The organism is Bradyrhizobium sp. Kon10, assembly GCF_055807395.1.
Map to the genome: position 1 here is coordinate 134,075 of NZ_JBVVOZ010000011.1, position 13,999 is coordinate 148,073.

12 protein-coding genes are annotated in these 13,999 nt (G+C 65.5%); 5 read left to right on the forward strand and 7 right to left on the reverse strand.

Features of this window, described 5'->3' with window-relative positions; genetic code table 11:
* Window positions 1-29 precede the first annotated feature (29 nt).
* Complete coding sequence (locus tag AC0L2O_RS17595; RefSeq protein ID WP_473370587.1) at window positions 30-2,237, forward strand: L,D-transpeptidase family protein; 2,208 nt, start codon at window positions 30-32, stop codon at window positions 2,235-2,237.
* Between the two features lie 283 nt (window positions 2,238-2,520).
* Window positions 2,521-4,125 (forward strand): peptidoglycan L,D-endopeptidase MepK, encoded by a 1,605-nt coding sequence (locus tag AC0L2O_RS17600; protein ID WP_473370588.1) that lies wholly within the window; start codon window positions 2,521-2,523, stop codon window positions 4,123-4,125.
* A gap of 15 nt (window positions 4,126-4,140) precedes the next feature.
* Here AC0L2O_RS17600 and AC0L2O_RS17605 read toward each other — a convergent pair whose 3' ends face one another.
* The 4 genes from AC0L2O_RS17605 to AC0L2O_RS17620 form a co-directional block, all read right to left on the reverse strand.
* Window positions 4,141-4,560, reverse strand: a complete 420-nt coding sequence (locus tag AC0L2O_RS17605) for a DUF1801 domain-containing protein (RefSeq protein WP_473370589.1) — start codon at window positions 4,558-4,560, stop codon at window positions 4,141-4,143.
* 47 nt (window positions 4,561-4,607) lie between these two features.
* A complete protein-coding gene (locus AC0L2O_RS17610; RefSeq protein ID WP_473370590.1) occupies window positions 4,608-6,374 on the reverse strand; it encodes an adenylate/guanylate cyclase domain-containing protein in 1,767 nt (588 codons plus the stop codon).
* A gap of 114 nt (window positions 6,375-6,488) precedes the next feature.
* A complete protein-coding gene (locus AC0L2O_RS17615; RefSeq protein WP_007596286.1) occupies window positions 6,489-6,761 on the reverse strand; it encodes a DUF2312 domain-containing protein in 273 nt (90 codons plus the stop codon).
* A 229-nt stretch (window positions 6,762-6,990) separates the two neighbouring features.
* Complete coding sequence (locus AC0L2O_RS17620; RefSeq protein WP_473370591.1) at window positions 6,991-7,293, reverse strand: DUF1244 domain-containing protein; 303 nt, start codon at window positions 7,291-7,293, stop codon at window positions 6,991-6,993.
* A 158-nt stretch (window positions 7,294-7,451) separates the two neighbouring features.
* Between AC0L2O_RS17620 and AC0L2O_RS17625 the strand changes: the two genes are divergently transcribed.
* Window positions 7,452-8,048 carry a DUF1036 domain-containing protein gene (locus AC0L2O_RS17625; protein WP_369721438.1) on the forward strand — a complete coding sequence of 199 codons (597 nt, stop codon included), beginning with the start codon at window positions 7,452-7,454 and terminating at the stop codon, window positions 8,046-8,048.
* Window positions 8,045-9,481 (forward strand): pyruvate kinase, encoded by a 1,437-nt coding sequence (gene pyk / locus AC0L2O_RS17630; RefSeq protein ID WP_409192087.1) that lies wholly within the window; start codon window positions 8,045-8,047, stop codon window positions 9,479-9,481. The genes AC0L2O_RS17625 and pyk overlap by 4 nt, the downstream gene beginning before the upstream one ends.
* A 152-nt stretch (window positions 9,482-9,633) precedes the next feature.
* Here the strand turns inward: pyk and AC0L2O_RS17635 are convergent, their stop codons facing one another.
* On the reverse strand, window positions 9,634-10,314 hold the full coding sequence (locus tag AC0L2O_RS17635) for a TetR family transcriptional regulator (protein WP_473370592.1): 681 nt from the start codon (window positions 10,312-10,314) through the stop codon (window positions 9,634-9,636).
* Window positions 10,315-10,659: 345 nt separating this feature from the next.
* Here AC0L2O_RS17635 and AC0L2O_RS17640 point away from each other — a divergent pair, with 345 nt between their 5' ends.
* Window positions 10,660-12,366, forward strand: coding sequence for a hypothetical protein (locus tag AC0L2O_RS17640; RefSeq protein WP_473370593.1), 1,707 nt, complete (start codon window positions 10,660-10,662; stop codon window positions 12,364-12,366).
* A gap of 24 nt (window positions 12,367-12,390) precedes the next feature.
* Here AC0L2O_RS17640 and AC0L2O_RS17645 read toward each other — a convergent pair whose 3' ends face one another.
* Both AC0L2O_RS17645 and AC0L2O_RS17650 read right to left on the reverse strand, forming a co-directional pair.
* Complete coding sequence (locus AC0L2O_RS17645) at window positions 12,391-13,617, reverse strand: glycosyltransferase family 87 protein (RefSeq protein ID WP_473370594.1); 1,227 nt, start codon at window positions 13,615-13,617, stop codon at window positions 12,391-12,393.
* Between the two features lie 184 nt (window positions 13,618-13,801).
* On the reverse strand, window positions 13,802-13,966 hold the full coding sequence (locus tag AC0L2O_RS17650) for a Flp family type IVb pilin (protein ID WP_369721433.1): 165 nt from the start codon (window positions 13,964-13,966) through the stop codon (window positions 13,802-13,804).
* Between the last annotated feature and the right edge of the window lie 33 nt (window positions 13,967-13,999).

Sequence of the window (13,999 nt, forward strand, 5' to 3'; positions counted from 1 at the left end):
GGGGCAGTTCACCCGAGGGGTGCGACACGATGCGAGACTGTTTGAATCACCGTCGAGGCTTTGACCGCGTTTTGATGACGGTCGCGGCGACCTTCCTCACGGTATCGGCCGGCTCGGCGCTGGCGCAGGATCAGGCGCGCAGCAGCGCCGCCGAGCTCGCGATCGAAGCCGCGATCCCGCGCCCGGAGCCCGCGAACGTTCCGCCCCCGACCGCCTCCGACATCAAGCTCGACACCACCTCCACGGTACAGGACGCCCCGAAGGACGTGGCCAAGGAGCCGGTCAAGGCCGAAGCTGCCCCGGCCCCCGAAAAGGTCGAGACCAAGCCTTCCGACGTCGCCACCACGCCCGCCGCCGACGTGCCGAGGAGCGAGACGGCCAAGACGGAGCCCGCGAACAGCGAGCCGGCCAAATCTGAATCGACCAAGGCAGACACAGCGACCGCGACACCGGCCGCTCCCGCGGCACCCGTCGCTGCGGCTCCGGCCGCCGAGCCGGTGAAGGCCGCGAGCAACGTCCCCGCCGCCGACCAGCCGGTCGCCGACAAGCTCAAGGACATGATCGGGGCCAAGACCTCGCGCTATTTCGACCGCAAGAACGAGCGCGCCGCCGTCGAGAAGTTCTACGGTGCCCGTGACTACGCGCCGGTCTGGACCCAGGGCGGCAGCCTCTCCGCCGCGGCCAAGGGCGTCATCGCACGGCTGAAGGATGCAGCCTCCGACGGCCTCAATCCCGCCGACTATCCGGTCCCGGACTTCGCCGCAGCCACCAGCCCCGACGCGCTTGCCGAGGCCGAGCTGAAACTGACCGCCAGCATGTTCGACTATGCGCGCCAGGCGCAGAGCGGCCGCATGCACTGGTCGCAGGTCAGCGCCGACATCCTCTATCCCGAGCATCCAGTCGATCCGAACGAAGTGCTCGCCAAGGTCACGACCGCGGCTGACGCGTCCGCGGCGCTCGACAGCTACAACCCGCCGCAGAAGCTCTACAAGGAGCTGAAGGCCAAGCTCGCGCAGCTCCGCGGCCAGGGCGAAGGCCCGGTCGTCGAGATCACCGACGGCCCGGCGCTGAGATACACGCCGGCCCGCGGCAAGAAGCAGGCTGAAATCGTCGTCGAGGATCCGCGGGTGCCGCAGCTCCGCGCCAAGCTCGGCATCACCGAGAACGCCAACGACGACCACTATGACGCCACCGTCGCCGAAGCCGTGCGAAAATTCCAGGACGGCGCCGAGATCAAGGTGACTGGTGTGCTCGACGCAGCGACCGTGAAGGCGCTGAACAGCCCGAAACGCGACAAGCAGATCGACACCGTGCTGGTGAACATGGAGCGCTGGCGCTGGCTGCCGCGCGACCTCGGCGTGCCCTCGCTCGGCGATGCCTATGTCATCCTCAACATTCCCGACTACACGCTGAAGGTGATGCAGCGCGGCCAGCAGGTCTGGACCACGCGCGTCGTCACCGGCAAGCCGGGCCAGCACGCAACGCCGCTGCTGACCGAGACAATGAAGTACATCACGGTCAACCCGACCTGGAACGTTCCGCCGTCGATCGTCTATGGCGAATATCTTCCGGCGCTGCAGCAGGACCCGACCGTGCTCCAGCGCATGGGCCTCAAGCTCGAGCAGAACCGCGACGGCTCCGTGCACATCTCGCAGCCGCCCGGCGAAGCCAACGCGCTCGGCCGCATCCGCTTCAACTTCCCGAACAAGTTCCTGGTCTATCAGCACGACACGCCGGACAAGAACCTGTTCGCCAGGGACGAACGCGCCTTCAGCCATGGCTGCATGCGCGTTCAATATCCGGATCAGTACGCCTCGGTGCTGCTCAACATCACCATGCCGAACGAGAAGTACACGCCGGAGCGCATCCGCAGCATGTACGGGTCAGGTGAGATCGACCTGAAATTCCCGACGCCAATCCCGGTCAACATCACCTACCAGACCGCCTTCGTGGACGACGGCGGCAAGCTGCAATTCCGCAAGGACGTCTATGGTCGCGACGCGACCATGATCAACATCCTGAGGAACGGCCGCGGCAAGGACCTCGAAAGCGTCGTGGCGCATTCGCAGCCGAGCTATTCGCGGCCGCCGACGACGCTGCCGAACGGCGTGGCCTTCGCCAACAATGGCGGCGGCTTCGGCTCGTCCGGCCCGAACTTCTTCGAGCGGCTGTTCGGGGCTCCCACCCCGCCCCCCGCTCCGATCGGCCGCCGGCCTCAGCGGGTGTTCACCCGCTGAGCTGGCCTCAGCGCCGCGCTTCCTGAAATTCGGCAATAAAATCAGCGACCTCATCCCCTGGATGGGGTCGCTTAACGTTAACCATTCTCCACCCGCGCGCGGGCAGCGGGCGTTTTTTCGCCACACTCAACCGATTAGGTTCGTATTCTGACTTGGTTTGGGGGCGGGAAGGTAAACCTCCAATTAACCTTCTCGTTTTAACAAAGCGTTCATCCTCTTTCGCGCGCTAGCGGGGTTGGCGGGAGAGTCCATTAGAACGCTCGTCGACTGGGTGGGCTCATACGTGCTGGCTGGTTTCGCACGCCAATTCGCTGCGTTGTCGTTGTCCCATGCGGGAGTGAAGGTCGGATCTCGGATCGGCCTCGCCTCGGTGGTGCTGCTTGCGGCTGCCGGTTCGGTTCATAACGCCGCCGCGCTGAACGAAACCAAGACGCTCTCGTTTCACCACACCCATTCCGGCGAAGACCTCACCGTCACCTTCAAGCGCGACGGCCGCTATGACGAAGCGGCGCTGAAGACGCTCAATCACTTCCTGCGCGATTGGCGCACCCAGGACGAGACGGTGATGGACCGTCACCTGTTCGACATTCTCTGGGAGGTCTATCGCGACGTCGACGGCAAACAGCCGATCCAGATCATCTCCTCCTACCGCTCCCCCGCCACCAACGCCATGCTCCGCCGCCGCTCCTCGGGCGTGGCGCGCTTCAGCCAGCACATGCTGGGACATGCGATGGACTTCTACATTCCGAACGTGCCGCTGGAGCAGATCCGCTTCGCCGGCCTGCGCCTGCAGCGCGGCGGCGTCGGCTTCTACCCGACCTCCGGCTCGCCGTTCGTGCATCTGGACACCGGCAGCATCCGTCATTGGCCGCGCATGACGCATGACCAGCTCGCCCGCGTATTCCCCGACGGCCGCACGGTCCATGTCCCGAGCGACGGCACGCCGCTGAAGAATTATGAGCTCGCCAGGGCCGACATCGAACGGCGCGGCGATGGCGAGGATGCCGCCACCGTCGGCAAGCCGAGCTTCCTTGCCGCCTTGTTCAAGGGCAAGTCGGTCCCCGCCACGGGCAGCGACGAGGATGACGAGGGCGCGCCCGCCGCAGCCGAAAAGCCGGCGGCGCCCGTCGCGGCCGCCGCAAAACCCGCCGATCCGGTGCCGACGCCGCGCGCCAAGCCGCAGATTGCCGCCGCGATCCAGCTCGCATCGGCCGACATGCAGGTCGTTGCGCCGCTCAGGCCGAAGCCCGCGCCCGTGGCTGACAAGCCGGCTGCCAACAAGCTGGAGACCCCGGCGGACATCATCAATGCCCGCGGCTTCTGGGATATTCCGGCCACACCGCAGCAAGCGACGCCGGCCCAGGTGGCAGCGCTGAGGGCACGCCAGGCACTCGCAGCCGCCACCGATCCGCAGCCGACCGCGAGCGTCTCCAGCGCGGCCTACCAGGCCTTGGCCTACGCGCCGGCTTCCGCCTCTTCGGTCGACCGTGCCAATGTCGTCGCCGCCTCCGCGCCGATTCCGCGTGCAACGCGTCCGGCATCAGCGGCGCGCAATTCCGCACCGGCCACCGAGATCAACACAATTGTCGCCAAGAGCACCGACGGCATGGTCGCGACCGCAACCCGGCTCTCCGCGGCCAAGGGCGACAGCATCTGGCTCAAGATCGTGATGCTGTCACCGAGCGCCAGCCGCGCGATGTCGGTCACGCTGATGGGCGAGCTCGATATGGTCGCGATGCGGGCTTATTTCGTCAAGCCGAAGGCCGTGGTCGCGATGGGCTTTGCCGACGATCCCATGCAAGGCCTGTCCTGCGACGGCTTCTCGGGCAGCGCCACCGCCAAGCTCGAGACGACGTCGTTCGTGGTGCGCACCGCCGCGCTGCGCTGACGTCTGCAAGCGCAGCTAGCGTTTCCGCCGCCGATCCAGATGGTACGTCAACGCCAGCGACAGGCAGACCGTGAGCTCCTGCGTCGGCAGCGCGCCCGCGAAATCCAGCAAGAGCGCCCTGGTCTGGCGATACTCGAACCGATCGGGAAAGCGCTCGCGAAAAGTGTCGACCAGCGTCGTCCTGCAGTTGAACAGAATAGCAGGGCGCCCGGAATCCTTCACGCGCCCGAGCCGGACCGTTGAGCCGCTGCCGGTCTCCTCGGTTAGATAGGCGGGCTCGCCCCATTTCAACGTCTCCGTCAGCCGACCGACGTCGTCATGCGCCTTGGCCGTCGCAAAGATGAGCTTGCGCACCTCGAGAAGGCGCCGGCGGATCGGCAACGGAAAGGCGTCGAAGGCCCGGCTCACCTCACGCGGCAACAGCGGCTCGGTCACGGTCTCACTCTCGATGGATCGCCAATCGGTCGGTGCGGCGCGCCGGGTCAAGCCGGCAGGCCTGCCCCGAGAAGGCCTGCCTCGTAGCGCTGACGGTCGACGTCGCGCTTATAATGCTGTGTCGAGACATGATTGGCCACCGAAAATGCCGGCTCACGCTTGAGAACTTCAGCCGCGTGGGCGCCGGCCGCAACCGCGTTGCCCATTTGCGCGAAGATCCCGGCAAGGAATGCGTGATGGCTGTGATCGGGGCGTGTGATCCGTGAGAAGGCCTCGGCGGCTTCGGCGTATTTCTCGGCACTGTAATAGGCGCGTCCGAGATGGCTCCAGAAGCGTTCCGGGTGATACGGGTTGAGCCGCATCGCCTTCTTGATCCAGTCGATGCCCTCTTCAGGCCGGCCCAGCCAAGTCAGCAATTCGCCCTGCTGCACCACCACGAGATCATAGTTCGGGTTGAGCGCGAGCGCGCGCTCCTGATGGTAGGTGGCCTTGTCATGGTCGTCGCGGTTCAGATTGAGCGCAGCGAGGATGCGGTGGACGTCGCTGTCATTGTCGTCGAGGACCAGCGCGGTCTCCAGCTCTGAAGCGACCTGCTGAAAGGTGGCGTCGCGATCCGCGCACCAGCTATAGACCCAGGTCTGGCCCAGGACGCACGCCTTCCAGGCGTGTGCGTGTGCATAGTTCGCGTCGAGTTCGAGCGCGCGGTCGAGCAAAAGTTGCGCGCGCGCATTGTCTTCGCGATTGGAGCGATGGTGCAAGACCTTTGCGGCCAGCACGCATTCATAGGCCGCCATGTTGTCGGTAGGCTTACGGTTCGCCCGATCGTGCGAGGCCGCCTCGACGCGACCCGGCAACGTGGCGGCGATCGCCCGGGTCATCTCGTCCTGGATGGCGAAGATGTCCTTGAGCTCGCCGTCGTAACGTTCGGCCCACACGTGCCGGTCGGTTTCCGCATCGATCAGCTGCACGGTGACGCGGACCCGATCTCCGGCCTTTCGCACGCTGCCCTCGATGACGTAATCGACGCCGAACTCGCGGCCGACGTCCTGCACCTTGACCGCCTTGCCCTTGTACACGAAGGTCGAGTTGCGGGAGATCACCAACAGGTCGTGGAAGCGTGATAGCTCGGTGATGATGTCTTCGGTCAAGCCGTCCGCAAAGAACTCCTGCTCCGGATCGCCGCTCATATTGGCGAAGGGCAGCACGGCGATGGACGGCTTCTTCGACCTGCCCGCCACCTTTGCAGTGTCCTTGGAGCCGTCTGATGCGCTTGCCGGACCCTCCTGCAGTCGAATCCGGTAGACGCGGATCGGACGGACGATGTTCTTGACGTTCTGCTCGCCCAAATCCTCGAATGCAACGCCGTCAAGGCGCTGTCCGAGTTGGTCGCGCACCGCGCTCGAGATGCAGATACCTCCCGGCTCCGCCAGTGCCTCCAGCCGTGCCGCGACGTTGACACCGTCTCCGAAAATGTCGTTCTGATCGACGATCACGTCGCCGAGGTTGATACCGATGCGGAATTGTATCCATCGCGGCGGTGCGACGTCGGCATTGCGGCGCCCCATCCGGCTCTGAATCTCGGTCGCGCACAGCACGGCGTCGACGACGCTATGGAATTCGACGAGCATGCCGTCGCCCGTCGTCTTGATGATGCGCCCGTGATTTTTGGTGATGGCCGGATCGATGAGCTCGATCCGGTGGGTCTTGAGGCGCGCGAGCGTGCCACCCTCGTCGACCTCCATGAGCCGACTAAAGCCGACCATGTCAGCCGCGAGGACCGCTGCGAGCCTGCGCTCTGGCCCAGGCACATCCATGGCTCGGTCCCTTCGACCCGAGCACCTTAGCAGACGCGCGGATTTTGCCCAAGCTGGGTGCGCCGCAAATTGCCGGCGGGACGAGATGCTCCTGCCGGCGACCCCGAGGCCTCCTCAGATCATTCCCAGGGCCTGCATGTAGGTCTCGAGAATCGTCTCGGCCTCGGCGCGCTCGTTGGGGTCCTGCTTGCGCATCCGCACGATGGTGCGCAGCGCCTTGACGTCGTAGCCGTTGCCCTTGGCTTCGGCGAAGACGTCGCGGATGTCGTCGGAAATCGCCTTTTTCTCCTCCTCCAGCCGCTCGATGCGCTCGATGATGGATTTGAGCTGGTCCTTGGCAAATTTCGTCGCGGGCTCGTCGTCGCGAACGGCGGCGGAGGTGGCCATCTTGGTACTCCCAATGGAACTGGCAAAACGGGGTGACGCCGGCATCGTCACCGCGCGTGCCGCTGACCCTTAGGGTCGGCAGCCGCCGCGTTCAAGGCAGCATCTCGCTCGTCCACAGCGCGCCCACACCTTCCTGCGGCCAAGCCAAGAAAGCTCAAGAAAGCTGAAGGAAGCTGAAGAAAGCTGTTGTGTGATGCGACTCAGGGGCTCGCGCCGAAGGCCGAGCCGCTCAGTGGCCGGGATGGACCTTCTTCATCGCTTCAACCTGCTCGGCCGTCGCCGTGCCCTGGTGTTTCGCCTTCCAGGTCTCGTAGGGCATGCCGTAGACGGCCTCCCGGCTCTCGTCCTTGCTCAGGGCGACACCCTGCGCATCGGCGGCGTCCTTGAGCCAGTTGGACAGGCAGTTGCGGCAGAACCCGGCGAGATTCATCAAATCGATGTTCTGGACATCGGTCCGCGTCCGCAGGTGCTCGACCAGGCGCCGGAAGGCAGCCGCCTCGAGCTCCGTTCTGGTTTTGTCGTCGATAGCCATTGTTGGACCCCTTGGCTTTGATGGTCACCGTTACGGGATAAGGTAGACCCTGTCACAGATTTTGCCATATCGCGGCGCAAACGACCCGAGGACCGGCCCGGGCCGGTTCCGCTGCCCCTACGCCAAATCGTCAATGATCTGATATAGCTTCCGCGACAATGATCGCCGAATCTCCCCGCTCCCCTCTCCGCCTGCTTGCCCGGCTTGCCCCGGTGCTGGTGGTTGCCTTGTTCTGCTTGTGGAACAGCCCGGCCTCCGCCGACTTCCGCCTTTGCAACAATACGTCGAGCCGGGTCGGAATCGCGCTCGGCTACAAGGACGCCGATGGCTGGACCACCGAAGGCTGGTGGAACATCTCGTCCCGATCCTGCGAGACGCTGCTTAGGGGCACGCTGGTCGCCCGCTACTACTACATCTACGCGATCGACTATGACCGCGGCGGGGAATGGTCCGGCCAGGCCTTCATGTGTTCGCGCGACAAGGAATTCACCATCCGGGGTACCGAGGACTGCCTCGCCCGCGGCTATGACCGGACCGGCTATTTCGAAGTCGACACTGGCGAACAGCGGGCCTGGACGGTGCAGCTCACCGACGTCAACGAGCAGCCGACACAGCCGCGTATGCCCGGCATGCCCGGCCCGGTGGGCCCGGGTGGCGGGGTTCCCGGTTTGCCCAACGGGCCGCCGGGTGGTACGCCCCCCGCCGCGCCTGGCCTTCCGCCAGCCCCTTCGTCCCCGCCTGGAAATAAGCCATGAGGCGTCTTCGCCGTATCAAGATTCTCGCGACCCTGGGACCAGCCTCTTCAGACCTCGCGATGATCCGCCGCCTGTTCGAGGCCGGCGCCGACCTCTTCCGCATCAATATGAGCCACACCCCGCATGACAAGATGCGGGAGCTGGTCGCCACCATCCGCAACGTCGAGAGCAGCTACGGCCGCCCGATCGGCATTCTGGTCGACCTGCAGGGACCGAAGCTCAGGCTCGGCGCCTTCGCGGAAGGCGCGGTCCAGCTGCAGAACGGCCAGGCCTTCACGCTCGATTCCGACAAGACCCCGGGCGACACCACCCGGGTCAATCTCCCGCATCCGGAGATCCTGGCCGCGCTGCGGCCCGGCCATGCGCTGCTGCTCGACGACGGCAAGGTGCGGTTGATCGCAGAAGAGACCACCAAAGACCACGCGGTGACGCGCGTCGTGGTCGGCGGCAGGATGTCCGACCGCAAGGGCGTCAGCCTGCCGGATACGGACCTGCCGGTCTCGGCGATGACGCCGAAGGACCGCGCCGACCTCGAGGCCGCGCTGGTCACCGGCGTCGACTGGATCGCGCTGTCCTTTGTGCAGCGCGCCGACGACGTCATCGAAGCCAAGAAGATGATCCGCGGCCGCGCCGCCGTGATGGCCAAGATCGAGAAGCCGCAGGCGATCGACCGCCTCGCCGAGATCATCGAGGCCTCCGACGCGCTGATGGTGGCGCGCGGCGACCTCGGCGTCGAAATGCCGCTGGAGCGCGTGCCGAGCCTCCAGAAGCAGATGACGCGGATGGCGCGCCGCGCCGGCAAGCCGGTGGTGATCGCAACCCAGATGCTGGAATCGATGATCCAGTCGCCGGTGCCGACCCGCGCCGAGGTCTCCGACGTCGCCACCGCCGTTTACGAAGGCGCCGACGCCATCATGCTGTCGGCGGAATCGGCGGCCGGCAAATTCCCGGTCGAGGCGGTCTCGACCATGAATCGCATCGGCGAGGAGGTCGAGCGGGACCCGACTTACCGGTCCGTGATTACGGCGCAGCGCCCCGCCCCGGAAACCACCGCGGGCGATGCCATCGCGGACGCCGCGCGGCAGATTGCCGAGACGCTCGACCTGCCCGCCCTGATCTGCTGGACCAGCTCGGGCTCGACCGCGACGCGGGTGGCGCGTGAGCGGCCGAAGCCGCCGATCGTGGCGATCACGCCCAACATCACCGCCGGCCGCCGGCTCGCGGTGGTCTGGGGCGTACATTGCGTCGTGGCGGAAGACGCGCGCGACCAGGACGATATGGTGAGCCGCGCCGGTCAGATCGCATTCCGCGACGGCTTCGTCCGCGCCGGCCAGCGCGTGATCATCGTCGCCGGCGTCCCGCTCGGCATCCCCGGCACCACCAACATGGTGCGCATCGCCTCCGTCGGTCCCGAGGGCGAAGCGGAAATCTGACCTCCGCCGGGACGCCTCGAGAAAAAAGTCGAAAACAACCCCATGCACAGTAGCCGGCTGGTCCGGCCAATTCTGCCGCTGTGTTGCGAAAAGACGCGCTCGGACAAAGGCCTGAGCGCGATCAGTCCTCCGCCTCGATCCTGCCGACGATTTTAAGCCCCGACCAGCGCTTTCGCGGTCGGCAGCAGGGTCTGCTGCACCACCAGACCGCGGGCGCGGGCGTCCATGACGCCGACGGCGCGCAGTGCGAGCAGCGTCACGGTCTGCACGGCATCGCGCAGCTTGGCGGGATCCTCGATGTTGTCGGGCGCGAGCGGGCCAACCAGGGCTTCATGCAGCGCGCCGAGCAGCGCGGTCGCGGCAAGCGCGGTGTCCTGCGCCGGCAGGTGACCGGCGCGCACGGCCGCGTCGATCCGGGAGGCGATCTCGCCCGCGATCTCGCGCCGGCTGGCGAGCCTGGAGGCGCTGACATCGACATCGACCGGCTCGGCCAGGATACCCCAGGCCAGCCGGCGCTGCGACAGGGTATGAACGGCCACGGTGGTCACTGCGGCGGCCAGCGCCGAGGACGGGCCCGGCGCGGCATCGGCCGCCCGGCGAATCGCCGCGAGCTCGTCGCGCGACACCTCGGCAATCAATTCGGAAATCAACTCGGCCTTCGAGGGGAAATAGCGATAGACCGTGCCTGCCGCCACACTGGCCCGGACCGCGACCGGCGCGATCTGCACCGCCGCCATTCCGCCTTCGGCCGCGGCCTCCCTCGCCGCCGCCAGAATGGCGCTGCGCCGAGCCGCAAGGCGTTTCACCACTTGATGCGTCCGCCGATAAACCATGGCGCGCTACCTGTCCCACACAACGCCAGTCGCACGCCCCCGCGGACCAACGCTTCGCCACTGCTTTCGCTGCAAATCGCCCGCAAGAACTGAACAACTATTCAAACCGGAACACAAGACGCAAAAACGCCGACTCTGGCCTTCGTTCATTCCATCACCTCCAGCTCCGACACGCCGGCGGTTCCGGCGCTGTCGGCTGCCACTCGGCTCCGCATCGCAGCAGCCGGGCCTCGCTGCGACTGCTCGACGCGCTACCTGGAGGCGCAAGCAGAGAAAGTTCCCTTTCCGATTTATACAACCTTAACGGGTTCACCGTAGTCCTGCCGGCGTAAATTGGAATTCGCAATGCGCCCCGCAAGCGTGCTTTCTGCGTCACCACCCGCTTCCGACGGCGACTGCCGCCATCAGTTCGATGGACACGGGGAAATCAGCGAGGCGATCCACAACGGGCCCGTGGCAGGCGTGCCGGTTGCGCGGTTCGAGCAGCAATCGCCGACGGCAGCCCTGCGTGGAAAAGCGCTTGCACCCGTCGCTCTTGTCGTCTGCTCGATGCTGGCAGGCGCGCTCTACACCTTCGCGATGGGCGAAGACGTCAACTGGGACTGGCAGAACTATCACGAATACAATGTCTGGGCCGTGCTCAACGGCCGTTATCGCCTGGATGTGGTTCCCCCGGGCTTCCAGACTTACTTCAATCCGATCGTCTATTTTCCGGTCTACTATCTCCGCCACTTCGTGCCCTCGCCCTATGGGCTGATGATCATCGGCGCGATCCACGGCCTCAACCTCGCGCTCGTTTGCCTGTTCGCACGCGTGGTGCTGCGTCAGGCCGCAACCGTCGCGGCGATCGCGGCGGCGGTCGTGATCGCAGCCTTTGGTCCGATGACGCTGTCAGAGGTGGGGACGAGCTTTTCCGACGTGCTGCTGGCTTTGCCCGTGATCGGCGGTTTCCTGCTGATCCTGACTGCGGACCGCTTGCCCGCCCGCTACCTGCTGGCCGGCCTCCTGATCGGCGCCGCGGTCGGGCTGAAGCTGACCAATATCGTTTACGCGATAGGCGCAGCCGCGGCGCTGCTCGCCGCCACGAATCCGCTCCGGGCCGGTGTGCTTCTTGCGCTGGGCGGGATTGCCGGCGCGGCGCTGACGGGTGGCGAATGGTACCTGATCACATGGCGCGACACCGGCAACCCGATCTTCCCGCTCTTCAATGCGGTGTTCCAGTCCGGGGAAGTGGCGTCGATCAATCTGATGGACGTGCAGTTCATCCCGCCCAGCATCTCGGACGCGCTGGCCTATCCGTTCTATTGGCTGGTCGGCGACCACAGAGGCGCTGAGCATCCTTTCCGCGACGCGCGTTTCGCAGTCGCGACGGTGCTGCTCGTGCTCGGCTTGTTTGCACGCGTGACAGGAGACCGCGCGATCTTCACACGAGGTGACGTTCAGCTCTTCGTGCTCTTTGCAGTCTCCTATCTGGCGTGGCTCGGCCTGTTCTCGATCCAGCGCTATGCGGTGGTTCTCGAACTGCTGTGCGGGCCGCTGATCGTTGTCCTGCTCGTCCGCCTCGGTGCACACCTGCGTCCGGCGTCGCCGGCAACGTCCACGGCTCCGCTCAACGCGACGATGCTGACGGTTGCTATTGGCATTGCGCTGTGGTCGCAGCCGGCGGACTGGTGGCACCGTCCCTGGTCCGAAACCTACCAGCCAAAGATTGCAGACGAGCTCCATCAGCCGGCGACCTATTTCATCCTCGGCAAGCCGCTCGCGTATATCGCGCCGCAGCTTCCGCCGCAGTCGCGCTTTTACCTGCTCGCCGATATCGGCGTGCCCATCGTCCGCGGCGGGATCTTTGACCAGCGCATCCGTGACGGGCTGAAGACTCCCCTGCCCGGCGGTCTCCGCGAATTGCACATGCGCGGCGAGCCGGACCGCACCGCGCTTCTGGATCGCTACGCGCTTGCCATCGATCGCTCCAGGCCCTGCATCACCATCGAGGGCGCCCGTCCCGGCACCATCCTCGAAAGCTGCGCGCTCATGGAGCGGGCCTCGCGTTAGCGTCTGGAGATCGAACCCTGCCGATCACGTTCGCGTCGTCGCGAGCTGCATCGATGCGGCCTCGGCAGTGCGCCAGGCGGCGCAACGGCCGAGGATCAACCCGAAGACGATGAGGATCGCCGGGAATCCCACCGGCTGGCCGAGAAACAGAAACGTCGCGAGCAGCGCGAAGACGAGGACCAGCGCCATCACCTCGTGGCGTGCGAAGCCCTCGTCGAGTCCGGCGCGGATGAGAAAGGCAATCGCGATGCCCAGCACAACCAGATCGTACATGAAGAGATACGGCGTCGTCAGGAGCGTTGCCGCCGCAAGCATCGCGGCCTTCAGCGCATATGGCAGCCTGCTGCGCCACATCAGGACCAACACCACGGCAATTGCGGCGGTCAGCACCCACTGGAATATCCACGCGAGCTGCTCGGCGCCGCCGAGATAGCGGACCAGCGCGAAGATGCTTTGCATCTTGAACCAGGGCGCTCTGCCCTCGGTCAGGAAGGCCTGCGAGAACATCGGTATCCAGTGGAAGAAAGCCTGCCAGCTTTCCGTTCCGAACGCGAGCCACGACACCGCGGCGATGGCGGCGGTGACGATTGCGGCGGTGACGAGCACCGTCCATTCGGCAGCCGCGATCAGGACCAGCGGAAACAGCAATCCATATTGCGGCTTGTAGCTCAGAAGGCCCAGGCAGATTCCGGCCAGCACCGGCCGCTTCGGCAACAGATACAGCATGCCGCCGATCAGCGACGCCGTGAGGAAGCCGTTCTGCCCGACCAGGACGTTGATGAAGGCCGCGGGGAAACCGAGCGCAATCACCAGACCGGCGTTGCGGCCGATGATCGCGCGCATCACCGCGAGATAAGGCAGCACGCTGAAGGCGGCCCAGCCGATGAAGGCCACGGCATAGGGAAACCGCGCCAGGAAGGACGCGACGAACAGGAAGGGCGGCGGATAGTGCCAGGCGAAATGGCCGACGAAATCCTGCTGGAGTAGCGCGAGCTCGACCTGCTTCTGGATGTCCCAGTCCCAGGCCTGCGCGGGATGGCCCTCGAGCGCCAATCTTCCGGCGGCCCAGACGTTGACGAAGTCCGTCGGGATTCCGCGTCCATCCGCGCCGAAAATCCACGTGTGAGTGAGATACGCCGTCGGAAAATACGCCAGCGTGACGATCGCCAGCACGAAGGAGACGTTGAGAAGCGTTGCAGGCACTGCGCCGGGATGACCAACAGCAGGCGGGGCGGACGGGGCTTCAGCCATGCGGCTTCCTTTGACGCAGGTACGGCAACGTGGATGCATTCAAGCCATACACCGGAGTGACTTGAAGGAGGCTTAAGCCAGTTGTCGAAGGCCTAAGGACTGCGGATACGACACGCTGATCATCCGACAACGCAAAAGAGCCCCGTCGAGGGACGGGGCTCTTTGGATTCCAGGTTCGTACAGCTTACTTGAGGCTGGACGAGATCGAGCCGAACTTGGCGTTGATCGTGGTGCCGAGGTTGTTGACGACGGTGATGATCGCCAGCGCGATGCCGGCAGCGATCAGGCCGTATTCGATGGCCGTGGCGCCGGACTCATCCTTCACGAAGCGCGAAACGAGGTTCTTCATAGACTGCTCCAAAAAAACTACACGAGGCTACAA

What these genes read in the sequence shown, in the direction of transcription:
- AC0L2O_RS17615 (WP_007596286.1), bottom strand. Translation starts at nt 6,761, where the DNA reads ATGGCCACCTCCGCCGCCGTTCGCGACGACGAGCCCGCGACGAAATTT.
- AC0L2O_RS17635 (WP_473370592.1), bottom strand. Translation starts at nt 10,314, where the DNA reads ATGGTTTATCGGCGGACGCATCAAGTGGTGAAACGCCTTGCGGCTCGG.
- pyk (WP_409192087.1), top strand. Translation starts at nt 8,045, where the DNA reads ATGAGGCGTCTTCGCCGTATCAAGATTCTCGCGACCCTGGGACCAGCC.
- AC0L2O_RS17640 (WP_473370593.1), top strand. Translation starts at nt 10,660, where the DNA reads ATGCGCCCCGCAAGCGTGCTTTCTGCGTCACCACCCGCTTCCGACGGC.
- AC0L2O_RS17625 (WP_369721438.1), top strand. Translation starts at nt 7,452, where the DNA reads ATGATCGCCGAATCTCCCCGCTCCCCTCTCCGCCTGCTTGCCCGGCTT.
- AC0L2O_RS17595 (WP_473370587.1), top strand. Translation starts at nt 30, where the DNA reads ATGCGAGACTGTTTGAATCACCGTCGAGGCTTTGACCGCGTTTTGATG.
- AC0L2O_RS17645 (WP_473370594.1), bottom strand. Translation starts at nt 13,617, where the DNA reads ATGGCTGAAGCCCCGTCCGCCCCGCCTGCTGTTGGTCATCCCGGCGCA.
- AC0L2O_RS17650 (WP_369721433.1), bottom strand. Translation starts at nt 13,966, where the DNA reads ATGAAGAACCTCGTTTCGCGCTTCGTGAAGGATGAGTCCGGCGCCACG.
- AC0L2O_RS17620 (WP_473370591.1), bottom strand. Translation starts at nt 7,293, where the DNA reads ATGGCTATCGACGACAAAACCAGAACGGAGCTCGAGGCGGCTGCCTTC.
- AC0L2O_RS17610 (WP_473370590.1), bottom strand. Translation starts at nt 6,374, where the DNA reads ATGGATGTGCCTGGGCCAGAGCGCAGGCTCGCAGCGGTCCTCGCGGCT.